The organism is Planctomycetaceae bacterium (assembly GCA_041398825.1).
Taxonomy (GTDB): Bacteria; Planctomycetota; Planctomycetia; order Planctomycetales; family Planctomycetaceae; genus F1-80-MAGs062.
Map to the genome: position 1 here is coordinate 838810 of JAWKTX010000001.1, position 25579 is coordinate 864388.

Consider the following 25579-nt stretch of genomic DNA (forward strand, 5'->3'; position numbering starts at 1 on the left):
GGAGCCATCTTTCATTATTACCTGATGTATCTGCTTCTTACAGGGACCGTGCTCGTCACTGTGGGGATGATCCTTCATTCGATCTTTCAGTTTGGTTCACGGGACGAACTGACTCGGACTGTGTTATGCTGACGCTGATGCGTCTTGAAGAATCGATGCGATACGATGCTGCCTGCGCCACAGTTTTCATTTCACTGCGCGAACGGAGCTGGTTTTCGAGAACCATTCGTCGCTGGGATCAGAGGATGGTATGCCCGGCGATGCTGGTTCTTCGGCAGGGATTGTCAAATGGCGATGTGATGGACGAACTGTCGAAAGGACGGTCGAACGTGATGCTACGCTGGTTGGACGTGATCGCTTTGTATTTCGTACGGGATCGGCCACCGCATTTCTTGAAGGCGAAAACGCAACTGTGATCTTTCGGTTGACCGACGCGCTGCCCAGCCATTCGGAAGCTCGCCCTTTACCGAGCGTCGGGACCAAAGCTCGATGGACAGACATCGCGCTTTGGCCGTTGGCGAAACCCGGGCAGCAGGAAGTACCGCCAAAGGGGGCTGCTGAATGAAGTCTCATTATCGAAGTGTGCCTGACGCAAGTCTGCGAAGAGGCGCTGTTTCGGCGATGGTCATTGTCGTGATGGTCGTCTTGTCACTTGTGGTGCTGTCGCAAGTTCGCCGCGTACTTGCTGAACGCCGCCATACAAGGGACGAACTGCAGCACCTGCAAACCATGCGTCTTTGCGATGCGGGCCTCCTGCTGGCGGAACGCAGTCTGCGTACCGATCAGGCCTGGACCGGGACAGACTGGCAAGTGCCGGTTGGAGCAATTGATGAGACAAATTCCGGCAGGGTTATCATCTCTGTAGATAGTAATGGCCTGGTGACCGTCATCGCCTCTTACCCCTCAAATTCAAACAGACCCTGTCAGGTGACTCGAACGAAAAGGTTTCCGCAATGAGCAGTGACTGCCTTCAACGAATCCCGCGCCGCAAGAGCATTGGATTCACCCTTATCGAACTACTGGTTGTAATTGCGATCATCGCCATTCTGATCGCGTTGCTCCTGCCTGCAGTGCAGCAGGCTCGCGAAGCTGCTCGCCGGACACAGTGCAAGAACAATCTTATGCAGATTGGATTGGCGCTGCAGAATTATGACATGGGATATGAAATGCTGCCGCCGGGAACAGTCAATCCGACGGGCCCCATTGCCAATGCACCGACAGGTTACCATCACAGCTGGATCGTGCAGTTGTTGCCAATGATGGAACAGGCCGGATTGTTCTCGAACGTCAATTTTGCCGAAGGCGCCTACTCTGCTGAAAACGGCAAAGTGCGTACGGCCAGTATTCCCACCATGCACTGTCCATCCGACTACGGCCATTTGTCAAATACGGCCGCGACAGGAATCATTTCTCGGTCCAGCTATGCCGGATGCACGGGGGGGGATGATGTTGCCATTGATGTGAACAACAATGGGTTGATGTTCCTGAACAGCAGCGTTGGATATCGAGAGATTCATGATGGAGCGTCCAATACAATTCTGGTCGGAGAGAAGCGTTTCGATTCGAATCCTGGCGATCTGGGATGGATGTCCGGCACATCTGCAACCTTGCGAAGTACCGGAATTCCACCAAATTACCTGCAAGCGAACGCAAGGACCGGATTGCCAGGCGCGGGATTGAACCGGATTTCATCGGACGATGGAGAACCATTGCCGGAAGTGCCCGATGATCAGAAAACCGGCGGCTTCAGCAGCCGACACACCGGCGGGGTCCAAACACTGTTTGCTGATGGTTCTGTCCGGTTCATCAGCGAGAATATCGATGTGCGGATGTTCCAGTATCTGGGTAATCGCAACGACATGCAGATCCTCGCGGATTTCTAAGGCAAGGGACATAAGATGAGTTTGTCGCCGGGGAATGCTTTCTGCAAAGGCCACAACAGGCCGCATGGAAGATCGCGTGGATTTTCACTGCTTGAGATGATGGTTGTGATCAGCATCATTGCTATTCTGATCGCCCTGCTTCTGCCAGCTGTTCAGCAGGCACGGGAGCGAGCGCGATGGACGCAGTGTCGTAACAATCTCATGCAGCTTGGTGTTGCTCTGCACAGCTACCAAATGTCACATCGAGTGTTGCCATCGGGATGCGTTAATCCTTCGTCCCCGGTCTACACGGGCCAGAAGGACGGCTATCGGATTGGCTGGCTCGTGCAAATACTGCCATACATGGGTCAGGATGCGGTCTACCGCCGCGTGGACTTTGTGTCTCCGGAGCTCTCATTTCTGGACGATCAGACAATTCGTTCTCTGGCGAAGGCCAGTGCGTATTTGAAAACACAGAGACCCGTTGCAGAGACACCCGTTGCAGAGTCATCCGGGCCCGATGCGAATGAACCGGACATCGCTGCCGGGGATGAATCCCCGTACCCGGCTGCTGGTCTGGAATACTTTGGCGGTGGCTTCTCGGGCTACAGCGGAGTTGATGATTTTGATCCGGAGATCGAATCTGCTGAAGAATATATTGCTCGTTTCAAATTCAGTTATACCGGTGCCGAGATCAATTTGCCGTTTCTGTCATGTCCATCGGACCCGGGTAGTCGTAATCCTGGTCGGTTTGGATACGAAGGTAATTACGCGGGTTGCCATTCGTCCGTCGAGACGCTGATCAGTTCTGACAATGATGGTGTCCTGTTTCTGAACAGTTCAATTTCGCTGCTTGATGTTCCGGACGGTACGGCGACCACAATTCTGCTGGGGGAGCACGCGAATGATCGCAGGGGTGATGGCTGGTTTTATGGCGATCGGAGTACGCTGCGAAATGGCGGAACGATGCCTGGCATTTCCAGATATAGTAGCTGGCAACGCGGTGAGTCTCCTCCGGATGGTGAATACACTGCTGAACAACTGGCCGCGATGGATGATGAAGAGCGCGCAGTGGTTATTTCCAGGCAGGTCGTCGGCAGCTTTGACAGCTTTCACACGAGTGTTAACTTTGCCTTCTGTGATGGAAGCGTGCGGCAGCTGGACAGGATGATTCATCCAGCGGTTTTTCAATCGCTCTGCGGTCGGAATGACGGGCAAATCATTTCAACAGACGAATTCTGACAGGGCTTTCAAGAGCGATTCGAAAGGCGGATCGGAACACCGGCGAGGAACATATTCACACGCTTTTGCGTTTTCGGGCCCGCAATTTCCTATGGGGCCATCGGGTTCTTTTTCCCAGCGGGCCGCGAAGATTCTGAACTTCCCGGAGTGTCAATTGCGTACATTCTCGGCTTTGAACAGCTGCGGGAGTTCATTGACCGCCTTGCGGAATTGCGTAGACTTTGCCCCATGAGTCGGCAAACCATATCACCCCACTTTGAAAACGTCTTGAAAGCTGCTGGACAGTTGTCGGCGGCCAGCAAAGCGTCCGCGGTGATACTGTTGGCCAACCATCCGTTCGACTTCAAAGAAGTCGCAAAGCTTCTTAGCGGAGGGCGGCTGATTGTTGCCGCTGACAAGGCAGATGTTCAGGAAGCTGTGACTCTTGATGACATCACACTGGTGCCGATTCTGCACGAGCCGCAGACGAGTCATCTGCAGATGACTCAGGTGCTTCTGGAAGCCATAGCGGATGAGCTGGTGCAGACTGGGGATATCGTTGTCTGTGTCTATTCGCTTCACGAAAGAGACGGATGCGATACCGTAAGTCAGATTCGCCTGGCTGATCAGTTGTCACGACTCACGTCCAGAGACCTGCAGCGTCTTGAAACGAAGGTGCCTCTTGAGACCCTGCGGATCGTAGTGGATCTGGCCTGCGAAATCGGTCGCGAAGGGCGAGAAGGAAAACCCGTTGGGACCTTGTTTGTGGTTGGCAACCACCGCAAAGTCATGCAGTTGTCCACAGAACAGGTTCATGATCCGTTTCGTGGTTATGCCCGCGTTGAACGGCTGATCCGAAATCCTCGCGTGCGTGAAAGCATCAAAGAAATTGCACAGATGGACGGCGCGTTCGTGATTTCTGCGGACGGTGTTGTTCAGGCAGCTGGACGTCACTTGCGGGCACAGGGCGAAAATCTCACGCTCTCGAAAGGGCTTGGTTCGCGACACTGGGCTGCAGCAGAGATTTCTCAGGCCACCGGTGCGATTGCGATCGCTGTTTCCGAGTCGACCGGTACGGTGCGTGTCTTCCAGGACGGGATGGTCGTCCTGAGAATTGAGCCCATGGATTCCGCGATGAAATGGCATGAGGATTCGTGACATTCCTTTTTGAGCATGACCTTCTCTTCTAAACTGCCGGTTCAATTCTGATGTCGCTGGTTACGGGATCTCCGTTTCTGAATCACTGGATGTGTGGCCGACCAGACTTTGCTCAGATCGGAAAATCGCATGAAATTCCTCACAAATCACGCCGTCTTCGTCGTGCTTGTTCTGATACTCGATGTGCCGATAATTTTCGGGGATGAATCGAGGGCGAATCGGCAGGGAGCAGCGGTGGCCGATGCGGAAACGGTTGAGCGGGAAACCGTCGAGCGGGAAACCGTGGATCCGGATGCGGTGGCCATGCTGCAGGCTGAGGTGGCGGAGCAACTAAAGCTAGCCCTCCGGAAATTGCCGATGGAGATCGACGATCACGCAGCGGATGCGGTTCAGCAGTATTCGGCTCGCGGCGACGTGCGGTTCTTTTCCGGGCAATTTCAGGAGGCGGTCGATGATTACCGGGCGATGGTCAGAATTGATCCCCGCCTGGACGCGTCACACTGGCGACTTGGAATCGCCTTTTTCTATGCCGGAAAGCCAAAGGAAGCGGCAAGCCAGTTCGACAAATACCATTCTTTTGACGACGTTGATCGTGAGAATGGCATCTGGCGATACTTTTCGCACCACCGTGCTTTTGGTCCGGACCTCGCTCGAAAAGAGCTCCTTCGATATGCGAAGGATGACCGTCCACCGTTTCCGGAAGTCTACCAGTTGTTCGAAGGACGAATGACCCCAGACCAGGTTCTGGCCGCAATCCCGGCCGATGCGCCTGACCGCAATTCGCGGCTGTTCTACTCAGAATTGTATGTTGGTCTGAATGAGGTTGTTTTGGGGAAAAACGAAGCCGCAAAACCACATTTGGCGAACAGCATTCTCAATCCATGGCCTCGTCAAGCAGGGTACGGCCCGTCATACATGTGGCATGTTGGCCGATTGCAATATCTCGAACTTGTCAATCCCCGGCAAAAATAAGGCACAGTGGAATCGGTAATTCACCATCATTGAATGTTGATTCGCCGGTTGATTTCCCCGACCATTCCCGGATCAAGGGCCAAATCATCCTCACTGAAAGTGTCTGCACGTGTCGTCTTGTGACTGGGAACTGCTGAAAGAAACCATTCAATCTCACAATTCGTTTCTGATTACCAGTCACGTCAGGCCGGATGCCGACGCGCTTGGGTCGGAACTTGGGATGCGTGCCATCCTGCTGGCTCTTGGAAAAGAAGTTACCATCGTCAATGCTTCGGCTCCGCCAGCGAACCTGCAGTTCCTGAACGCTGACGGCCATGTTCTAAAACTCAACGAATCGATAACGAAGGCCAATGTCCCGAAGGTGGACGTCGTCATCATCGTTGATACCAGTGCGTGGCAGCAAATCGGGACGATGGCCGACATCATTCAGGCATCCGACGCGAAACGGATTGTGATCGACCATCACGTCAGTTCGGACGACATGAACGCGATCGAGTTCAAAGACGTCAACGCAGCAGCGACAGGAGAACTTATCTTCGAAGCTGCCGAAGCTATGAATGTTCAGTTTGACGAAGAGACGGCCAGCGCTTTGTATGCTGCCATCGCGACCGACACTGGTTGGTTTCGGTTTCCGTCAACCACTGCGCTGACGATGCGTATCGCTGCTTCACTGGTCGATCGAGGGGCTGTACCACACATCATTTATAACCTCGTTAATGAACAGTGTTCACTTGCCCGCGTTCGTCTGGCCGGACGTGTTCTGGGGCGAATCACAACCGAAGCGGACGGACGTCTGAACTGGGTTTATGCAGATTCATCCGATCTTGCCGAGACAGGCAGCGTCCCTTCGGACACGGAAAGCCTGGTGAACCAGTGTCTGACTGTTGCAGGATCTGAAGCTGCATTCATAGCGGTGGAATTACAAACGGGACAGATCAAGTTCAGTCTTCGATGTCGTCCTCCGCACGACGTGGCGAAAGCAGCAGAAAAATTCAACGGTGGTGGGCATAAACTTGCCTCCGGTGCCACACTTCCCGGCCCGTTAAAACCCGCCATCGAAAAAATGCGTTTGGCATTCCTGGAGATGCTGGGAGCCACACCTGCAGAGGAAGCAAAGACGCCGGAAACTGTTGCTGGAAGTGTGAATAGCCAAAAGAATTCCTGACAGCGACATCCCGCCGGTCGACTCTGATACCACGCCTGCATTGCACGCGCTTTGAATTTCGCCGGGATGGCCTGTCGCCGAACCTCCCCTTCGCCGCAGGAGATCCGGATGTTCCAGACGACGGCAACACGAAAGCTGAGTTCACGAATTGTTGGCGGTCCCGGATATTTGGGTGCCTGCTCTTGTCGGCTTCGTGGATACTGGGCTTCGTGGATACTGGGCTTCGCGGCGTGTTTGTTTTCTATCAGCCGAGCCTGCGTTATAGTCGTCAGCCGATACTGACCTTCCACTCCGCTGGTTCATCTTGCGGAGCTCCCGCCTCGTCCATACCAGACAAAGACGGAGATCCGCATGCTGTCTATGATTGGCTCTGATATTTCTTCGGGATCGCCCATTCGCCGATGCGACCTAACTGCTCTGATCGCATTCGCTTTCCAGATGTGTTGCGTTTGTTGGATTGGTCTTTCTGGTTCCTGCTCCATCGCTGCTGCTGATGAGTTTGATGATGAACCTCAGTCGGGTCTCCTTGCGGAAATAAGTCAGGCGGGGAAGTCGGTCTACCGTTTGGATGCACGCCCTGCTTTCGACTGGCAGAATTTCAGCCCGGATGTTCGTGTGGGTGAGGGGGCATACCGTATCGATTGGCGCGGAGTCATTCTCATCCGCGAACCAGGTGTGTATCGATTTCATGGTCGCGTACAGGGCAAGGTGAAACTGTACATCGAAGATCAACTTGTTCTGGAGACGGAAACAGATTCGATTGGCTTTGCGACCTCGGAAAGTTGCCGTTTGAGTGCTGGAGAGTTTCCCGTCCGGATCGAATTCCGTTCAGGCGCTGACAACTCTTCAATCCAGTTGTTCTGGTCATCCGATCGATTCACTCTGGAGCCACTTCCAGCCGATGTCTTTTACGTCAGCCAGGACATTCTTGAACAACTGGACCTCGGCAAGACAGTTTCGTCACCGGACATTTCGGTGATTCACAGCCTGCAACGGGGTGCGCAGTTATCGGACGGGCTGCGTTGCGCTGCGTGCCATCGGTCGGCCGCTGATATTCCCGTTCTTCCCGCACCGAATCTGGCTCGAATCGCCGATGCTGCGACGCCCAGTGCCGTCATTGATCGCCTTGTTTCGACGGCCCCGATTCTGACTGACAGTCGAATGCCGCATTTCGCACTTTCGCAGAAGCAGGCCGAACAGATAGCCGCGTTCCTGTTCTCCGTTGCGCAGAAGCCACGCAGCGAAAAGCCTCTGAAGATTAAGGAGAATGATGTTCAGCGTGGCGACGAGCTGCTGTTATCAACCGGGTGCATCGCGTGTCACGAATTGCCCAGAAGACTGGTTGCCAGCGAGATGCCTGCCACCAGAGATGCCACTTATAGCGGTCCTTCGTTCGACGGAATCGAGGCTCGTCGTGACGCCCAGTATATCCTGCGTTGGTTGCGGGATCCTGCTTCCCTGAATTCCGACCATCGTATGCCCGTGTTCGACCTGTCCGATGATGAGCGTCGGCAAATTGCTGCCTCGCTGACATGGGGGTCCAAAAAAGTAGCGGAGAGTCCCGATAAAGGTCGCGATGTGACAAACACGGAGCCAGGTGATGTCGATGCGGGTCGGAAACTGGTCCGGCAATTGCGTTGCTACAGCTGTCACGCAATTCCGGGGATGGACAATGAGCGTGAGACACGGGTGGATTTGGCTGTTCAGATGTCCGTTGACAACCTGGAGCCGGGGGGATGTCTGAGTAAGAACAGCGTGGGAGGGTCAACACCTCGGTTTTCACTTGATGATCGTGATCGCCAGGCTCTTGTGGACTGGTATCGGGAATTTCTTTCAAGTCGCGGCGCAAATGACGATGGAGTCCACCGCCTTTCGTCGATGGACCACGGCCAGAGAGTGATTCAGCGTAAGCAGTGCCTCGCATGTCACGACAGGGATCAATCTCGCGGTCTTTCAGCAATCGCTGGCAAAATTGAGCAACAGCTCGCCACTCTTCGCGGTCGAAGTCAGGCGTTTGTTCCACCTTCTCTGACAGCCGTTGGAGACAAACTGAATGACGCCTACCTTGCAAAGGCCGTGGCTGGTCAGCAGGGTTCCGGTCGGCTGCCATGGTTGTCGGTTCGAATGCCGAAATTTGCACACACGCCAGAGGAATCAGAATCATTGCTGGCCTACTTCCTGACCGCAGACCGAATCCCGGACTCTGCCGATTCCGCACGCGAGGACATTGTCAAAGCTGCGGTGGCCGGAGAGACATCGACGGAGGATCTGCTGATCGGCAACCAGTTAACGGGGGCTGGCGGATTCAACTGTGTTGCCTGTCACCAGGCTGGTGCTTTCGAACCACGAAATGTGGCATTGGGAACTCGTGGTTCTGATCTGTTGACGATGGGGCAGCGACTTCGGCCGCGATTCTTTCAGCGGTGGATGAAAAATCCCATTCGCGTCGTCGCCGGGATTGAAATGCCTGCGATCAAAAGAGCCACTCCGGGAGTCCTGGATGAAGATCTTTCGAATCAAATGAGCGTGATCTGGAAGGCGATTCGAGACCCGCGATTTACCGCACCCACTGTGGTCAGTCGATACGAACAGTTCGTGAACGTTGGTCCCGGAGAGCCACCTCGGATCATTCGTGACGTGTTTACGCTGGGTGAAGATAAGAACCGCGAAGGGGTTGCTCGGTCATTTGCCATCGGTCTGGGAAATGGGCACAACCTGTTGATCGATCTGGACACTCTTCAGCTTCGGCAATGGACGATCGGAGAATTCGCTCGCCAGCGAACAGAGGGCAAGAGTTGGTTCTGGAGCACCGCTGGCATCGAGGTGATTCGCCAGCCAAATATCTTGGGGCCTCCCGAATTTCTGTTTCAGTTACGAACAAACGGTTCCGGAATTCTTTCACCCGTTGAAGATGAAGGGCGCATCTCTGAACTGACGCGTTACACGACAGACGCCACAGGCGTCACTTTGTGGCACCGAATTCGTTTCCCTGTCAGTGACAATTCTGAGCCACGATCACCAGCCGAAGGAAAGACCAGGAATCCCCACAGCGCGATGACGGCCTGGGATAATCCTCAGTCCCCTGTACGCACCGTGACGATTCGTGAGCGAATTGAAGCTCTGGATTTCGACGGGAAAACCGGATGGACTCGGGCATTCTATCTGGAGGATGTCGATCCAAATCTGCAACTTGTAACGATGCCTGGAGTGTCCATCGCTTCGACCAATGTTCCGACTGCTCGAATGGAACAATCAGGACCTGATCCTGCAAGCGGTGAAAAGTCGGATGGTAGAAGATTGCTTGAAGTAAACGGAATAGTTCCTCAAAGCATTCCCCGTGTTGTGGCGACAGAATTGCCTGTGATCATGACGACGGCGGAACCGGTCACCACCGTCCCGGGATTCCGCGGCGAACGCCTGCCACTGCCGACCAACATTATGCCGACCGCGATCGCGTGGCAGTCAGATGGGAGCATGGTGTTTACCTCCCTGAAAGGCCACGTCTGGATCGCGCGCGACACGGACGGCGATGGCGCGGAAGATTCCCTTTCGCTGTTCGAAGAAGGATTGTCCGCACCATTTGGAGTGGTTGTTGACGGCGATTCTGTGATTGTTTCGCACAAGCCCGAAGTCCTGCGTCTGCGGGATTCTGACGGTGATGGCAGAGCCGATGTCCGTGAAGTCGTTGCCTCAGGATGGGGGCTCACGGACGATTACCATGACTGGACCAGCGGGCTGATTCGCGATACCCATCAGAATCTTTATGTGGGACTGGGAAGCGATTACTCACAGAAAGGACGACCGGAAAACCGAGATCGCTGGCGAGGAACGGTCCTGAAAATTGATCCGTCCGGAATCATTACACCGATAGCATTCGGCTTTCGGTATCCGATGGGATTGGCATTTGATGGCTCGGGGCGGTTGTACGCGACCGACAATCAGGGCGTGCAGAACACCTTTAACGAAATCAATCACATTGTTCAGGGGGCCCATTACGGTGTGCCTTCACGTCATTTTGCAGACGACAGCGTCTCTCATGAGACTCCTGCATTGCAAATCCCGCACCCCTGGACCCGCAGTGTGAATAGTATTCTGTTCTTTCCAAAGATGTTTCAGTCGATGGGATTAGCGGGACAGGGAGTGGGATGTGAATACGACCTGCGGTTTCTGATTCGCTTTAACATCCAGCAAGTCAACGGCGTCATGCAGGGAGCCAGTTATCCACTCAGCTTACCGGATCAGGCCGCTGGCGGCTCAAATTTCATCGGCCCCATTTGCTCAGCCATTAGTCCAGCCGGAGAATTGTATGTTGGAAGCATCTGGGACAGTGGCTGGCAGGGAGGGCCAAACACCGGGGGAATTGAAAAACTGATTCCGGATGTAAACTCGCGTCCGAATGGTATTCGTGAAGTCGAAGCAACGGTCAATGGATTCCGAATTCATTTCTTCGACACGGTTGATGGAAGCGGTCGTCTCAGCAGGAGGGATAGTTATTCCGTTCAGGGGTACACTCGTGTTTGGGGTGGAAGCTATGCAACTCCGGATTCAGAACAACATAGTTGCGAGATTTCTTCGGTTGTCATTGCCGACGATCAAAAAAGCATCGAACTTCGCATTGAAGACCTGCGTCAGGGAAGCCTCTACGATCTTTCAATCCGGCAGGCTGATGAAGCGGACGGTCCTGAGACGCCTGTTTCGTTTTGGCCGTCGGAAGCTCATTATTTTCTGAAGAAGAAACCGACCCAGTAGTCCGCTCTCTCCAAGGGCTGCGCCTGCTTGATGAACTCGACCGCAGTTCTGCGACTGTTTGCATGTAGTAACATTGACCGAGGGGACAACGTCGACTGTTCCGGCTGGCGTCCCTGAAGCCGTTCTGCAGGCTCAGAGGTTGTCGGATTCTTGTTTCTCGGGGCTCGACGAGCCTCGTGGGAGATCTGAATTCACGAGTGGGCTTGTGAGGGGCGGAGTTTCGCGGCAACATACGAAACGCTGACCCGGGATTTTGATGCGTCCGTGCCAGTCGGCACAAGGTGTACGTCTGAGGTTAACCACGAAGACGCAATTCGCGCGTTTTAAGTGTTGGCTACTGCGAAGTATGAGTGGATTCTGATTGCGAGAGTTCCGTGAAGTTGCCCCGATCGGCCGGGCCGGTCACTACTTCAGGGAAAATCACCAGGTCTGAATCAGGGGTTTTCGATGAGAACAATCTGGTTCGTTTATGCGATCGCTGTTGCCGGCGGAACACTGACTTTTCTTTCGCCTGCGGGAGCCGCTGATGAAAGCGGACTGGTGGCGTATGAACAGACCGTCAAGCCATTGTTGCGCAATCGCTGCTTTGCGTGTCATGGTGCCCTGAAGCAGGAGGCGAATCTGAGACTGGATACGGTCGACCTGATGAAGTCGGGGGGCGTTAGCGGAGCCGTCATCATCGCTGGAGATGCCGCAGACAGTCTGATCGTTGACCGTGTGACCGCGTCAGATGCTTCCGAACGCATGCCTCCCGACGGGCCTCCGCTGTCGAACGACCAGATCGAGGTCTTGCGGCGCTGGATTGACTCAGGTGCTCGATCACCATTGGTTGAACAGCCAGAAGCGAAACCGACTGACCACTGGGCATTTCAAAAGCCCCTGCAGCGGGTGATTCCGTCGATCGATGGCAACATGGAACAGCCGCAAAATGCTGTGGATGCCTTTATCCTGTCGCGTTTACAGCGGGAACGTCTGCAGGCCCGCCCGCCCGCCGAACCGCACCTTCAGCTGCGCCGCGTCTACCTCGATCTGATCGGTGTTCCACCAGAATATGATGAGGTCATGTCCTTTGTTCAAGACCGGCATCCACAGTCGTGGGAACGCGTTGTGGATCGACTACTGGCGGATCCTCGTTACGGCGAACGATGGGGTCGCCACTGGATGGATGTCTGGCGGTACAGCGACTGGTATGGTCGTCGACACGTGCCGGATGTCTGGAACAGCGCTCCTCAGATCTGGCGCTGGCGCGACTGGATTGTGCAGTCCTTAAACGAAGACCTGGGCTACGACCAGATGATTCAGCAGATGCTGGCGGGCGATGAGGTGGCACCGGAAAATGATTCGGCCGGATACGCGACCGGATTCCTGATTCGTAACTGGTATGCCCTGAATCCCAATGACTGGATGAGAGCCAACGTTGAACATACCGGCAAGGCATTTCTGGGCCTGACCTTTAACTGCGCCCACTGTCATGATCACAAATATGATCCCATCTCACAGGACGATTACTTTCGCCTGCGAGCGTTTTTTGAACCGATCGATGTTCGCCAGGATCGCGTTCCAGGCGAAGCCGATCCGGGACCTTTTCAGGACTATGTGTATTCCGGTCCGTTGCGAAAGGTTGTGCGCCTCGGGGCCGTGCGAGTTTTTGATAAGACGCCGGATGCTCCGACCTGGTTTTACACGGGGGGCGATGAACGCAATCGTGAAACTGAGCGAGGATCATTATCGCCGGGAGTTCCTGACATTTTGTCGGATTCTGCAATCACGATCCAGCCTGTGGACCTGCCTCTGACGGCATGGTATCCGGGCCTGCGTCCATCCATCATCGAATCGCTGATTGAGGAACAGCACAACATCATTCGAGATGCTGAAATCAAGCTGAATGAACAAAAAGAGGTTAAACAGGACCTGATCGCACGTCTGGAACGCGAGGCACAATTGGCAGAGCTGGAACTGCAGGACGCTGCAAACAGTGCGACTCAGGACGGGCGGGCTCCGGTGATTTCCGGTAAGCAGTCGCTTCTGCTGGATGCCGGCACGGGGCGCAGAATTCTCTTCAATACCCTGTCCGATGTGAAGCACCTGCCAGAAGGTTCGAAACTGTCATTTCGGTGTCGCCTGCAAACGGACACGCATTTCAATTTTCAGCTGGCGAAAGATGCTGAGAAGGGACTGACCGCGGGCTATGTGGGTTTCGATGCCGGGCGGATCATGGCATATCGTCCGGCCACCTTCACCGAGTTCCAGGTGGGCACTTACGACTTTGGCAACGGACAGTCTCAGTTTGTGATTGAGCTGGTGATTCTTCAGGCAGCGGATCAATGTGATCTGACAATCCGTTCAGAACCTGATGGCCAGGTTCTTGTGGATGCCGTGCCAGTGGCGTTGAACGGATGGAATCCGGTTGGAGATCCGACCAAAGCCATTTTTCTTGATGCTCGTACTGGAAGCGTTGTGCTGGTCGATGACATCCTTATCACCTCTCCTCGCAACCTCGCTTCGGCATCGCCCCGCACTTCGGACGATTTGCTCCGCGGCGACATACTGACGATTAACTTCGAGGCTCCGGACTATCAGACGGATCGAGATGTGGTGGGCATGCGTGGCTGGAAAGTCTCCACCATTGGCACTGCGCCGGCGACATCTATGGTGACGACCTATGGAAGTCATGTCGAACTGCGTGCCGCCGCCGCGAAGGTTCAGTCTGCTCTGCGACGCCTGAGATGTATGCAGCATCCGGAACGGTTACACCAGTCACAGATCAAGGCCGCCAACTGTGAAATTGAAAGTATCAATGCCAGAGTGGCCGCTGAACGTGCAAAGTATCAGGATTCCGGACAACCCCTGTCCGCTGACTTGGTCGCGCAATTGGCTGAACAGGCTGCCCGGAAGGAGCGGGCAGCAAATGCTCTTAATGCCAGAGTCGCCGTGCTGGCAGCAGAAACTTCGCTCACCGAAGCAGAGCTCTTGCCTGATGACGCAGAAAGCCGTCAAAAGCAGATTGAGTCTTTTCAGCAGTCCCTTGTGAACGCACAACAGGAGTTCAACGCGGCTGAGCAGGCGGAACAGGATCCTGAGATTGCTCATGAGTATACGGATTTTGGCGTTCAGTATCCGACCTCCAGTACCGGTCGTCGCACGGCGCTCGCGAAGTGGATTACAGATCGGAATAACCCGCTGACGGCACGTGTTGCAGTTAACCACATCTGGCTGCGACACTTTCATGCACCCCTTGTGGCTTCGGTATCTGACTTCGGAAGAAACGGAGCAAAACCGACCCACCCGGAACTTCTCGACTGGCTGGCGGTCGAGTTTATGGAATCCGGGTGGAGCATGAAGTCGCTGCACCGATTGATCGTGACAAGTGACGCCTATCGGCGCAGCTCTTCTGCGGGGAATTCTGTCCAGGAATCCGCGGCAGATCCGGAAAACAGGCTGCTGTGGCGCATGAATGCAGGACGGATGGAGGCTGAGGTGGTACGAGACAGCCTGCTTTCGTGCGCAGGAAAACTTGATCTGACGATCGGCGGCCAGGAACTTGAAAATGATCAGGCACTGACGACCTTCCGTCGAAGTCTTTATTACAGCTGCAATCCCGAAAACGATGGCAAGAGTGAACTTGGCAAGCTGTTTGATGCTCCCAATCCCGGTGATTGTTACCGGCGTTCGAGGACAATCATCCCTCAGCAGGCGCTGGCACTGACCAACAGCCAGCTGATGCATGACTTATCAACCACTCTGGCTGAGCAAGTTTTCTCCAGGGCTGCTGTATCAGATCTGCCAGTTAAGAATGATCCAGGTGATCCATCTGACGGTGATCGGCGTGATGAGAAAACGATCATCCGGCGGTGCCTTCGTTACCTGTTTCTGCAGATCTTGTCGCGTCCTGCTTCGCCCGCAGAATTACAACTCTGCGAGCAGGTTTACGAGCAGCAGGTGATGGCTGCTTCAGTCACAACGCAGGATGTCACAACGCAGGATGTCACAACGCAGGATGTCACAGCAGCCCGGCATCGGGCGATGTCGAGTATTGTGAGAGCCTTGTTGAATCACAACGACTTTATCACCATTCGATGAATCCGCCTGGCCATTCTGATTGCAGGTAATCTTATGCCGATTTCGTACCGTCATTGCCCTGTGTGTTCGCAGAGTCATTCGGGGCGTCGAGTGTTCCTGGCTGACTTTGGCATGGGCTTCACCGGAATGGCGCTGGGGGCCATGTTGGCTCGCGACGGGCGTCTGAAAGCAGACGAACAGGCTGTTTCCCCGGGGGCGATGAAGCCGCCGACGATGTCGACGCCGAAGACGAAGTCCGTCATCTGGATTTTCCTCTCAGGAGGGTACAGCCATCTGGAAACTTTCGATCCCAAGCCGGCGCTGAATCAATTTGCGGGGAAGACCTTCGATGCCACGCCGTTTGATAATCCGGTCAATTCACCCTTGCAGAAGAAGCGATTTCGTTCTGTTGCAGCCGAAGAAATCAACGTTCGGGACGTCTATCCGACCATTTTTCCAATGCAGGTGGGCTGGCGAAAGCATGGTCAAAGCGGGATCGAGATGACGGACTGGTGGCCTCACCTGGCCAAACAGATCGACGATTTATGTTTTGTGCGAAACATGTGGACGACAGACAACGACCACGCGGCTGAGAATCAGATTCACACCGGACGTCACCGGCTGGATGAACCTCAGCCCAGCATAGGAGCCTGGGCCAGCTATGGTCTTGGCAGCCTGAATGAAAACCTGCCTCAGTTCGTGGTGCTGGGAGGCCCGACTCGCTCGGATACGCGTCAGTCAATCGACGCCTGTTATCTGGGACCTGCATATTCCGGAGTGCCGGTGACCCTCGATCCCCAGAACCCATTGCCATTTGGACAGCGTGTTGCGGATCAGACTCTGGATGAACAACAGCGCGAATATGCGTTGATCAACCGCCTGAATGAACTGACAGCCGTCGAATATCCCGAGGACCAGGAACTGCGCGCCAGAATTCGCGCTTACGAACTGGCCTTCCGTATGCAGGCCGCTGTTCCTGAGGCGATCCGTTTTACCGGAGAAACGGCCGGAACACGCGCGATGTATGGCCTCGATAACGACGCGACGAAAGTGGCAGGAGAAAGATTGCTGGCAGCCAGACGACTGGTCGAGCGTGGTGTACGCTTTGTGCAGGTGTACCCATCTGATTACGGTACCTGGGATTCTCATCAGAAGCTGAAGGACAATCACACCCGGTTATGTGCCACGGTTGATCTTCCGGTGGCTGGACTGATCGCCGATCTGAAACAGCGGGGACTTCTGGAGGACGTCACTGTCGTATTTTGTACCGAATTCGGCCGTACACCAGGATTGGAATTACGAGGTGGCGGAAAAGATGGACGCGATCATCATCCGAATGGATTTACGATCTGGCTGGCTGGAGCGGGCATTCGAAAAGGCTTTGTGCACGGAGAAACTGACGAGCTGGGCTATCATGCCCTGGGGAATGCGCACTACGTCACTGACCTGCACGCCACTGTTCTGCATCTCCTGGGGCTGGATAATCGTCAACTGGAAATACCCGGGAGAAAGCGGCTTGAGATTGACTACGGGCATCCCATCCATGAAATCCTGACGTGAAGGACTGCTGGCCCTTCGCGTTCCAGACAGATAGGTCTGTGATGGTTCGCTGGCTGGACGTTGCAACGGAACCCAATGCGTCAGCGCGGGATCGCCGTACAGCGAATGTCCGTGAAAACGTCCCCTGCGAACGCTTCGGGATGCCTTTTGCGTGGTTCTTCTATGGCCTGCCAGCTGTCCGTTGAAAAATCGGGACCGTCACGCTGACGGCTGTAAACCGTCCTGTTTTAAGGTCTCCTGCTTGAGCCAGTCCCGTTTTTCAACAGTCTGCTAGCTGGACGTCCGACGGGCCTTCGTCTTACTGTCATTTGCCAGTGTGGGCGTCAGATTTCTTTCACTGTTCCGCCGAGTCGTTCGGGCAGCGGATGGTGTTTTCGCTGTCGTCACCTGTGGTTTGCTTTTTGTTTCCGTGGCGGATGCTTTCGTGGATTTCTTCTGACCACGAGCGGACGCCACAGTTGTTTTCCTGCTGCTGCCCTTTGTCCTGTTCTTTGAAGACTCCGGGGGTTCTTCCACAACATCGAACCAGACAGGCTCTTTGGAGAATTCATCGCCGTTGTAATTGATCGTTACTTCCTGACCGGGTTGGATATCCCGAACAGCGATGTAGGCCTTGATTTGTCCCGGTCGGTCTTCATAGCGAGCGTTGGGGGTGTAGGAGTGATTGTAAAGCGACCCATAGCCCAGCGCGACGGCAACGGTTTTCTTTGTCCATTCAAAGACATAATGCGATAAGACGCTCTCAATCGTATCGTCCAGAACTTCGCCGGCAGGCAGAACAAGGACCGGAGCGATTTCAATCACGGTATCTCTGGGAATGAATTGTGTCGCGAAGACGCCGCGTCCCTTGGATCGGGTGCGGCGGATTTCAATCATAGGACTTTGGCGAGTGGGCATTTATGTTGCCTGAAAATGGGAGTTGAAACGATTCAGCAACCCTGCTGAATCCGGAGGCTGGCATCCGGGTACGGGTAACTCAGCCGAGGATTGGTAGAGTTCATCAGGGCAGGCGATGACGGATGATTCCATTAACCATTGTGGTGACAACCCGGCCTCGAACCTGCCATTGATCGAATGGAGTATTTCGGCTTCGCGAATGAAAGGCTTCGGCGCAAATTGTCCAACGGACGTCCGGTTGAATGATGGTGATATCTGCGGCCTTCCCTGTCTGTAACTTGCCGTGATCAAGACCGAGTACAGCGGCCGGGCCGGTGGTGAGTCTGGCAATCAGTTCGGGCCACGTTAAATGCCCCGGCTCGATCAATGCCTGTATGCAGATGGGCAGGAGTGTTTCGAGCCCACAGATCCCCGGCGGGGCCACATCGAGCTCAACGGCTTTTTTCTCAATGGCCAGCGGTTGATGATCGGCTGAGATTGCAGCAATTGTGCCGTCTTTCAGACCCTCAATCAATGACGCGATGTGGTCGGCTGAACGAAGCGGTGGATTGCAGCGATAAAGTGTATCGAACGATTCCATGACGTTGTCTGCGAGGAGCAGATGATGGGGAGTGACATCTGCTGAAACGCGAATCCCGCGAGACTGGGCGATGCGAATCCTTTCCACGGCATCGCGAGTTGTCACGCACATCTGGTGGATGCGGCCGCCGGTCAATTCCGCCAAAGCAATATCGCGCCCGGTCATGATATCCTGAGCGGCGGCCGGAACACCACGAAGGCCAAGTCGCGTCGACTGGAAGCCTTCGTGCATCACACCGCCGTCAGCAAGTTCGGGGACGATGGCGAAGTGCAGGATCGGACGGTCAAACATCCGGGTATATTCAAGAGCCCGACGCATGACTTCTGCGTTGGCGATTGGCAGCTTGCCATCCGAAAATCCAACCGCTCCGCCTTCGCAGAGCTGACCGATTTCGGCGAGCTCCAATCCTTTGCTGCCTTTTGTGACAGCCCCAATAGGAAAAACCCGGCAGTTGTTGGCTCGGTCGGCCTGCAATCGGATGAATTCGGCCGACGAGCGATTATCGACGACCGGATCTGTGTCGGGCATTGCCGCAATCGTGGTGAATCCACCCGCGAGAGCTGCCGCTGTGCCGGTGATTGTGCATTCGTCTTCTTCAAAGCCGGGTTCGCGGAGAGAGACGTGTGTGTCAATAAAACCTGGACAAACGATGTGGTCTGCGGCGTCAATGATGTCAATTTCCGGGCGACCTTCACCGGCATTCACACTGATTTCGGTCACACGCCCGTTTTCGATCAGGACATTGGCGATGGCGTCTTGCCCGGATGCCGGGTCAATGACGCGGCCGCCTCGGATGAGCGTCGTTGTCATGCCACACCTCCCTTTTCGTTCAGGGAGCGGTTGCGTGCGGCCGCGGCAACTGGCCGTTCTGTCCCCATCGCTTCGCGAGCCAGCAGAGAAAGACATGCCATTCGCACCAGCAGCCCGTTCGAAACCTGTTGCAGGATGGCAGAATGCCGACCATCGGCTACTTCCGGTGTTAGCTCCACCCCGCGATTAATCGGCCCCGGCGCCAGCACCAGAAGTTCTTTTCGACCGCGTCGAATCCGATCTCCATTCATCCCAAACAAGTGTGCGTACTCCGGGATCGACGGGAAGAAAGCTCCTCGCTGTCGTTCGAACTGAACTCGCAGCAGATTCACAACATCAACTTCCGGAAGAATCTTGTCCAGGTTGTAGGCGACTTCGACTCCCAGTCGCGTGATTTCAGCAGGAATCAGCGTTGCCGGGCCGCAGACAATCACTCGGGCTCCCAGCTTCAGCAATCCATGGATATTGGACATCGCGACGCGACTGTGCCGGATATCACCGACGAGTGCGACGGTCAGTCCCTCAATACGGCCAAGTCGCTGACGAATGGTGAGCATGTCCAGCAGGGCCTGAGTCGGATGTTCGTGAGTGCCGTCGCCTGCATTTAAAACGCCGGCCTGCAGATGACGAGCCAGCAGGTGTGGGGCTCCCGGCGTTCGATGACGGCACACAACCAGGTCAACACTCATGGCTTCGATGGTGAGTGCGGTGTCGATAAACGTTTCACCCTTGGAAAGGCTGCTGGTGCTGGCGTGGAAGTCGACCGTATCCGCGCCCAGCCTTCGGGCCGCAAGGTTGAAGCTTGTTTTCGTACGCGTGGAGTTTTCGAAAAACAGATTCGCGACAACGATTCCACGCAGCAGATCAAGTTTGCCTGACCCACCGCTGGTAACGCGATCAAAGTGATCGGCCAGATTCAGGATCGTCAGGATCTGATCTGCCGACAGTTTTTCCAGTCCCAGCAGATGCCGTTCGCCCCACGGACCCGTCATGGGCAATTCTGACAAGAGCATTGTGTCCCCGAGCCGCTCGCAAGCCCATGGAGCCGTCTTCCCGGACCGCCTCAGAAAGCGCCACTCCCAAGCGAAGCGAATCTAATTCAGCACAATCACAACTGCAATTCATGCGGGACGAAGAGCGGAATGAAAACCCAAAAGGCCAGGGGTTTTGCATGATTGAGACCACCTTGCCTTTATCACTCACCATCTCTTCACTTCAAACCCGGACATCGATTTCGCTATCAACTTCGTTTCCCGAATGAGTGGCAGTTGTTCGAACATCCTTTTAGACTCGACCACTGAAGATAAATTCCCGCACCAGAATTTCACGGCACACGATTGCACATGTAAAACAGGGAGCCAAAACGGTACGGTCCCTGCCCCAGCGTGCATTCATGTCATCGATTCTGGTTCTGAAAACCGATTCCAGTCACAAGAGGATTGAATCTATGTCTCTGAGATTTGCTGTTCGTTCCATGATATGCGTTTGTTTGCTGAGCGTCCTTCCACTCACCGGTACGGCAGACGAAACGGTCACCACGCCTCAGTCTGCCGCGGCCAGCCCTGAAAAGTTTAAGGTGAAATTCGAAACCACCAGGGGAGATTTTGTTGTTGAAGTGACACGATCGTGGGCTCCAGTCGGCGCGGACCGGTTTCATGAACTGGTTCAGGCTGGATTCTTCGACGAGGCTGGTTTCTTCCGCGTCGTCCCGGGCTTTGTCGTGCAGTTTGGATTAAATGCCGATCCAGCCGTTCAGGCGAAATGGACAACTGCAAAAATCAAAGACGATCCCGTAACTCAGAGCAACAAACGCGGGTACCTGACCTTTGCAACAGCCGGCCCTAACACACGTACGACGCAATTGTTTATCAATTTCGACGACAACTCACGGCTGGATCAGATGGGCTTCGCTCCGTTCGGGCTGGTCGTGGAAGGGATGGACGTCGTGGACAAAATCAATTCCGAATATGGTCAGAGCCCCAATCAGGGCCGCATTACCGCCGAGGGCAATGCGTATCTGAAAGCTCGTTTTCCGAAACTGGATTACATCCGGAAAGCGACCATCGTTCCAGCGGCCGAATAATCTGCTCCGACCGACAATTGAACAGCCCCCGGTGAGGCATTTCTTGCCGGGTGGCTGTCTCGTATTTCAAACTGTGCCTGCCTCGCCGGGGGGGCGAGCCGAGCCTGACCGGAATCGCTTGGTCAGGTGTTGCGAGTCACTTGTTTCCGGTTGGCACATGCAGGTCGATTCGGGCGTGCATGGTGTAGAGTCGAAATTGCTGACCGTCGAAGACGAGTTGTCCGCTGGATTTGTTGTCAGCGATGGGCAACAGGGGATTGCCCTGATATTTCTGCCACTTTCGCAGATCTCTCGAGACCGCAAATGTTGTGCACCAGTCTCGGGGTTTTTGCGCTGTGCCGGTGCCGTGCATCACGGCGATGTAAGTCCCATCGATTTCGATGATCTGGTTCATGGCAACCATGAGCCGATCGTATTCATCTGGTCCCGGCAGAATCAGAGGTTCATCGCTGACATTGGTCCAGGTTTTCAGATCTGTTGAGGTCGCCAGCCAGATGCCGGCATCGCGTCGTTCGTAAAACAGATACCAGACGTTGTCTTTCTGAAAGACGGTCGGTGTGCCATAGGGACCGGGGGGAATTGGCTGGCCGCTGCACAGTCGCACGTCCAGCGGGCCAATGCGTGTCCATTCGATTCCGTCGTCCGAGGTCAGCAGCTGCGCCTGATCGTCAAGACCCTCGGCGAACATGAGCCAGCGTTTTTCATGGCGGACCACCATCATGTCCTCAACCCAGACGTCATCGAGAACAGGTTGATCGGAATGTCGAGTCCAGTGAATTCCGTCAGCACTGGTCGCATATCCAAGTCGATTGATGACGGGTTGCACTTCAGGATTATACCCGGTGTACCAAAGGCGCCAGGTTTCCCCGTCACGGACGATCCAGCCGCGTTCCCGAATGAGTGCATCCCAGTGCCCTGCCCTGCCTTCAAAAACAGGCTGCTTCAAAGCGGCCTTCCAGTGTGTCAGGTGCTCGGGCAGCGAGATCACATCATCTGCAGCAGTCTTGCCGTCGGACTCTGTTTCACGACAATGGGTAGTTTCGAGCTTGTCGCAGCGAGGGGCATCGTGGGCGTTTACTGTCGACTGCCATGCCGATGCGATGCCTAGAATGGCGAAGATCAGTACCGAACGAGAGCCGTATACAAAAACCATGGTCTCATGACTTTCAGTTGCAGGGGAACTCGATCAGCCAACTGAGTCCACAGGCGGGGTTTCGCCGCCGGAATCCAGAGCACGCACAATGATGCGATTTCCGGCAACGCGGATGACTTCGATTGTTGATCCATGATCGATATAGCCGCCGTCGCTGACCACGTCGACAAAGTCAACACCAAACTGACCTTTTCCGGATGGCCGCAGCATTGATGCCGCCGTTCCGATCTGGCCGGGCTGCACCGGAGTGTCTGGTGACAATGGCGACGATGCCAGTGACCGTTTCAGAAATGGTGCGCCGGATGCAGATGCGGCATAGCCGGGCGGGGTAAGGATCAGGTTCTTCAGGAACGGAATTGAGGGAAGAAACTGATTGAGCAGCAGGGCAACGACCACGACGGTCACCAGGGCACCAGCGAGCGAGGCGAGGCTTTCGAGCGAGGCTTCAAACGATTCGCCGGCTGTCATCCCTGCAAACGTGTGACTCGCCATAACCAGAGAAGCAAACAGAAGAAGGATTCCGGTAACGCCAAACACTCCAAAGCCCGGAATCACGAACACTTCCATTGCAATCAGGACGAGCCCGAGGACAAACAACACCAGTTCCAGAGTACCGGCGGTTCCGCCGAGAAAGCGGCTCCAGAAAAACAGCGAGAACATGATGGCTGCAACAATGCCAAAGAATCCCGTTGGAACATGTAATTCAATGTAAATGCAGATGATGGCGATGGTAATCAGCATGAATCCGCCAAATCGTGTATTCAGCAGCCATACAAACGTGTCGACCCAGGTTCGTTGGGCAACCACAAGCGGCTCATCATCGGGTACTCCGAATCGTTGACGAAGTTCATCAAGATCTTCGCATGGCGCATCGGCAATCCCAAGTTCTGATGCACGCTGACCATTCAGGGTAAGAAGAATGCCCGGCCGGGATTCCGGAATCACATTGCCTTTCACCCATTCTCCGTTTGAATCATCCAGTTCGAACTGAGACATCCAGGTCACCTGTCCGGTTTTTGTGTGGGTGGCTTCAAAGACTTCCAGATCCTTATCCACCATGGCCTGAAGCACCGCGACCGGACGATTCTTACGGTGCGCAAGATCGGCCATGAACTGCAGAAAGGGACTGACAATCTTCTCTTCTGCTCGTTCGAAGGCGCCGCCTTTTGCCGTTTCCTGAATAACCCCAGCATCGCCAATCTTTGCTTCGGGGTGCATGACAATATGGTCGCAACCGAGCGCTGTTACGGCAGCGCCACTGATTGCGTCATTGCGAATCCATGCCACTGTGGTGATCTTTTTGGGATCGAGATCCGAAATGGAGATTGCGAGTTCTTCGCTGGTATGCAGATAACCGCCTGGCGAATCGATATCGAAGATCAACAGATTCGCGCCATCCGCGATCGCCTTTCGCATTTCCCGCTGGACGAACTCACCGAGGATTGGTTCGATCATATCGTGGACAGCGATGACCCTGGCTTTGACTTCGGCACTGCCTTTGTTCTGGTCTCGCATGGCCTCCATGGGAAGCTTGTAAAGTGCAATCACTTCACGGCGGTTTTTTCGCACCGCTGATACCAGAAAGCCAGCTTGCTCTGCATCGTCTGCATTGAAGAAGCCAGGGCTTCCCGGTTCCTTGATGCGGTCAGTGCCGGAAATCACAACGTTTTGATCCTGAAGTATGCGCATTTCGTCTTCGGTCAGAAAACGATGTTCGGTCTTTCCGGTGCTGTCCTCAACAGTGACCCGCATTAATGAAAGATTGGGCGCCATCATGGCCTTTGCGACGCCGCGGGATAGTCGACCATTTCGGCGTCGATCCACGATGCTGAGGATGAAATTTTGTTCGTCGGGTTCCAGAGCCTGACCGCGACCGAAGTCGCCCAGTGATGCATCCGGTCCCATCACGATATCGTGGCAGGCCAGCGCAAGAATCGCGTTGGTGCCATCCACGGACCTGGGAATCCAGGCCACCGTATGAATCCGTGAGACATCGGCCGACGTCAGAAACTTTGCGAGGTCCCGAACCTGACCAAACTTGCTGAGTCCAGGTTCAATCTCCAGCAGCAGAACACCTTCGCGTTGTTCACGTTCGGCCTGCGACTCCAGTTTCAGGGCGAGGTTGGTGATTTCACTCACCATTCGGTCGTCAATGGGGCTCGTCACCGTGATGAATCGGCCAAACCGTTTAGGGTCGTCAACGCCCTGCTCCTGCGCCATGCAGGTGAGTACAGTGGGGGTTGCCGTAAACAGGCTCAGCAACAGAATGGGTAGGCTAAGTTTGAGTTTCATTGTCTCCGCTCCACGTTTCTTAAATGAGCGGGAAGTGATGTAGTTATGGGATGCTATCAGCGCATCCGTCCGTTCAAACCGATGCACGGGACATAAGTATAGACGGTGAGGATGAGGGAAAGAATGCCCCGGCAGCGATGGAATCTGTCAATGGTCAGTTCGAACGGAACGCTGAAACCCTGGGGTCGGATCCTGCAATTGCCTGATTTCCTGCCCGGAACAAGCGGGTTCTGGCCCCGAGCATTCCGCAGAACAGAATCATGATTCGCGATCGCTTCTGCGGGAGAATCAGAGCAGCGAATCCGGGTCGTGGTGATCCTGATCGGCATTCCACGTATCTGGTGGCGTCGGCGGTGCCGGAGGATTCTGCAAACGCTGCTGAAACTGTCCGAAAGAATGGTTCAGCGATTCCAGCAATCTTTTGGCGTTCGGCGCGGCCAGAAAGACCCGTTGCGAAACAGCCGAACGCGGGAAGAATGTTGTAATGAAGTCGAACGAGAATTCAGTTGCGGTATGCCCGATCATGACAGCGTTTGCATAATTCCCCGACATTGTATCTTCGGGGATTTTCAGCATGTCGTACAAATCCTGGGCAGACTGACGTTGCGCGCCGGGAGGCGGAGAGGGATTATTGGCCGGAGGAATCTCCCCAAATCGTTCCTCGTACTTGCGCAGATTGTCCTGAAGAGCCTGAATGAATTGCGCGACGACGCCGGGTGGCATGACAATTCTCGCGGCGACCTGCTGCGGTTGCTGCATCCGAAGTAAAAAGTCCACGATGAATTCGTGCTGACCCTGCAGGACAACGGCTCCCGTGCTGAATGTGCCTCTGGCCACATTTGCCGGGACCAGCGCCCCGATCTGGCTGTGCCGGATCTCCTGACTTTGTGGGCCGTCGTCTCCAGGAGTTCCCTCGGGATGTGAATTACTGGTCATCTTTGGGCAGCTTCGCAAAAGCGGTCCGTTGTCCCATGAAATGGTGAACAACCGAAATGATTGGTAGATTGCCGAATGCAGC

General features: G+C 54.8%; 17 protein-coding genes. 11 read left to right on the top strand and 6 right to left on the bottom strand.

Translation table 11 applies throughout. The features are described from left to right. Positions 1–250 precede the first annotated feature (250 nt). From R3C20_02995 to R3C20_03040, 10 genes are all read left to right on the top strand, one after another. A complete protein-coding gene (locus R3C20_02995) occupies positions 251–565 on the top strand; it encodes a hypothetical protein (protein MEZ6039445.1) in 315 nt (104 codons plus the stop codon). Further along, the gene (locus R3C20_03000; GenBank protein ID MEZ6039446.1) at positions 562–957 is read left to right on the top strand and encodes a hypothetical protein; all 396 of its coding nucleotides are present in this window, start codon (positions 562–564) and stop codon (positions 955–957) included. Before R3C20_02995 ends, R3C20_03000 begins: the two co-directional genes overlap by 4 nt. Then, positions 954–1883, top strand: coding sequence for a DUF1559 domain-containing protein (locus R3C20_03005; protein MEZ6039447.1), 930 nt, complete (start codon positions 954–956; stop codon positions 1881–1883). Before R3C20_03000 ends, R3C20_03005 begins: the two co-directional genes overlap by 4 nt. Positions 1884–1898: 15 nt before the next feature. Next, the gene (locus R3C20_03010) at positions 1899–3104 is read left to right on the top strand and encodes a DUF1559 domain-containing protein (protein MEZ6039448.1); all 1206 of its coding nucleotides are present in this window, start codon (positions 1899–1901) and stop codon (positions 3102–3104) included. A gap of 147 nt (positions 3105–3251) precedes the next feature. Further along, positions 3252–4241 (top strand): DNA integrity scanning protein DisA nucleotide-binding domain protein, encoded by a 990-nt coding sequence (locus R3C20_03015; GenBank protein ID MEZ6039449.1) that lies wholly within the window; start codon positions 3252–3254, stop codon positions 4239–4241. Between the two features lie 129 nt (positions 4242–4370). Beyond that, positions 4371–5213, top strand: a complete 843-nt coding sequence (locus R3C20_03020) for a hypothetical protein (GenBank protein ID MEZ6039450.1) — start codon at positions 4371–4373, stop codon at positions 5211–5213. A 109-nt stretch (positions 5214–5322) separates the two neighbouring features. Next, entirely contained in the window at positions 5323–6378 is a 1056-nt protein-coding gene (locus R3C20_03025) for a bifunctional oligoribonuclease/PAP phosphatase NrnA (protein MEZ6039451.1), read from the top strand. 351 nt (positions 6379–6729) lie between these two features. After that, positions 6730–11127, top strand: a complete 4398-nt coding sequence (locus tag R3C20_03030) for a PA14 domain-containing protein (protein MEZ6039452.1) — start codon at positions 6730–6732, stop codon at positions 11125–11127. A 447-nt stretch (positions 11128–11574) separates the two neighbouring features. Further along, on the top strand, positions 11575–15207 hold the full coding sequence (locus R3C20_03035) for a DUF1553 domain-containing protein (protein MEZ6039453.1): 3633 nt from the start codon (positions 11575–11577) through the stop codon (positions 15205–15207). A 33-nt stretch (positions 15208–15240) separates the two neighbouring features. Then, entirely contained in the window at positions 15241–16746 is a 1506-nt protein-coding gene (locus R3C20_03040) for a DUF1501 domain-containing protein (protein MEZ6039454.1), read from the top strand. A gap of 270 nt (positions 16747–17016) precedes the next feature. Here R3C20_03040 and R3C20_03045 read toward each other — a convergent pair whose 3' ends face one another. From R3C20_03045 to R3C20_03055, 3 genes are all read right to left on the bottom strand, one after another. Beyond that, complete coding sequence (locus R3C20_03045) at positions 17017–17643, bottom strand: SET domain-containing protein (protein MEZ6039455.1); 627 nt, start codon at positions 17641–17643, stop codon at positions 17017–17019. 103 nt (positions 17644–17746) lie between these two features. Next, positions 17747–19033 carry a dihydroorotase gene (locus R3C20_03050; protein MEZ6039456.1) on the bottom strand — a complete coding sequence of 429 codons (1287 nt, stop codon included), beginning with the start codon at positions 19031–19033 and terminating at the stop codon, positions 17747–17749. Next, positions 19030–20046: an aspartate carbamoyltransferase catalytic subunit gene (locus R3C20_03055; GenBank protein ID MEZ6039457.1), complete on the bottom strand. Its 1017-nt coding sequence runs from the start codon at positions 20044–20046 to the stop codon at positions 19030–19032. The genes R3C20_03050 and R3C20_03055 overlap by 4 nt, the downstream gene beginning before the upstream one ends. Positions 20047–20480: 434 nt before the next feature. Here R3C20_03055 and R3C20_03060 point away from each other — a divergent pair, with 434 nt between their 5' ends. Further along, positions 20481–21116: a peptidylprolyl isomerase gene (locus R3C20_03060; protein ID MEZ6039458.1), complete on the top strand. Its 636-nt coding sequence runs from the start codon at positions 20481–20483 to the stop codon at positions 21114–21116. Positions 21117–21252: 136 nt separating this feature from the next. Here R3C20_03060 and R3C20_03065 read toward each other — a convergent pair whose 3' ends face one another. The 3 genes from R3C20_03065 to R3C20_03075 all read right to left on the bottom strand — a co-directional run bounded on the left by R3C20_03065 (position 21253) and on the right by R3C20_03075 (position 25497). Then, complete coding sequence (locus R3C20_03065) at positions 21253–22269, bottom strand: glycosylase (protein MEZ6039459.1); 1017 nt, start codon at positions 22267–22269, stop codon at positions 21253–21255. Between the two features lie 33 nt (positions 22270–22302). Then, positions 22303–24561, bottom strand: coding sequence for a hypothetical protein (locus tag R3C20_03070; GenBank protein ID MEZ6039460.1), 2259 nt, complete (start codon positions 24559–24561; stop codon positions 22303–22305). A 288-nt stretch (positions 24562–24849) separates the two neighbouring features. Beyond that, positions 24850–25497, bottom strand: coding sequence for a DUF3467 domain-containing protein (locus R3C20_03075; protein MEZ6039461.1), 648 nt, complete (start codon positions 25495–25497; stop codon positions 24850–24852). Positions 25498–25579: the final 82 nt, after the last annotated feature.

Excerpts from the sequence above, each read along its gene's own strand:
- R3C20_02995 (MEZ6039445.1), top strand. The coding sequence starts at position 251 with ATGCCCGGCGATGCTGGTTCTTCGGCAGGGATTGTCAAATGGCGATGT.
- R3C20_03000 (MEZ6039446.1), top strand. The coding sequence starts at position 562 with ATGAAGTCTCATTATCGAAGTGTGCCTGACGCAAGTCTGCGAAGAGGC.
- R3C20_03005 (MEZ6039447.1), top strand. The coding sequence starts at position 954 with ATGAGCAGTGACTGCCTTCAACGAATCCCGCGCCGCAAGAGCATTGGA.
- R3C20_03010 (MEZ6039448.1), top strand. The coding sequence starts at position 1,899 with ATGAGTTTGTCGCCGGGGAATGCTTTCTGCAAAGGCCACAACAGGCCG.
- R3C20_03020 (MEZ6039450.1), top strand. The coding sequence starts at position 4,371 with ATGAAATTCCTCACAAATCACGCCGTCTTCGTCGTGCTTGTTCTGATA.
- R3C20_03030 (MEZ6039452.1), top strand. The coding sequence starts at position 6,730 with ATGCTGTCTATGATTGGCTCTGATATTTCTTCGGGATCGCCCATTCGC.
- R3C20_03035 (MEZ6039453.1), top strand. The coding sequence starts at position 11,575 with ATGAGAACAATCTGGTTCGTTTATGCGATCGCTGTTGCCGGCGGAACA.
- R3C20_03040 (MEZ6039454.1), top strand. The coding sequence starts at position 15,241 with ATGCCGATTTCGTACCGTCATTGCCCTGTGTGTTCGCAGAGTCATTCG.
- R3C20_03045 (MEZ6039455.1), bottom strand. The coding sequence starts at position 17,643 with ATGCCCACTCGCCAAAGTCCTATGATTGAAATCCGCCGCACCCGATCC.
- R3C20_03050 (MEZ6039456.1), bottom strand. The coding sequence starts at position 19,033 with ATGACAACGACGCTCATCCGAGGCGGCCGCGTCATTGACCCGGCATCC.
- R3C20_03055 (MEZ6039457.1), bottom strand. The coding sequence starts at position 20,046 with ATGCTCTTGTCAGAATTGCCCATGACGGGTCCGTGGGGCGAACGGCAT.
- R3C20_03060 (MEZ6039458.1), top strand. The coding sequence starts at position 20,481 with ATGTCTCTGAGATTTGCTGTTCGTTCCATGATATGCGTTTGTTTGCTG.
- R3C20_03065 (MEZ6039459.1), bottom strand. The coding sequence starts at position 22,269 with ATGGTTTTTGTATACGGCTCTCGTTCGGTACTGATCTTCGCCATTCTA.
- R3C20_03070 (MEZ6039460.1), bottom strand. The coding sequence starts at position 24,561 with ATGAAACTCAAACTTAGCCTACCCATTCTGTTGCTGAGCCTGTTTACG.
- R3C20_03075 (MEZ6039461.1), bottom strand. The coding sequence starts at position 25,497 with ATGACCAGTAATTCACATCCCGAGGGAACTCCTGGAGACGACGGCCCA.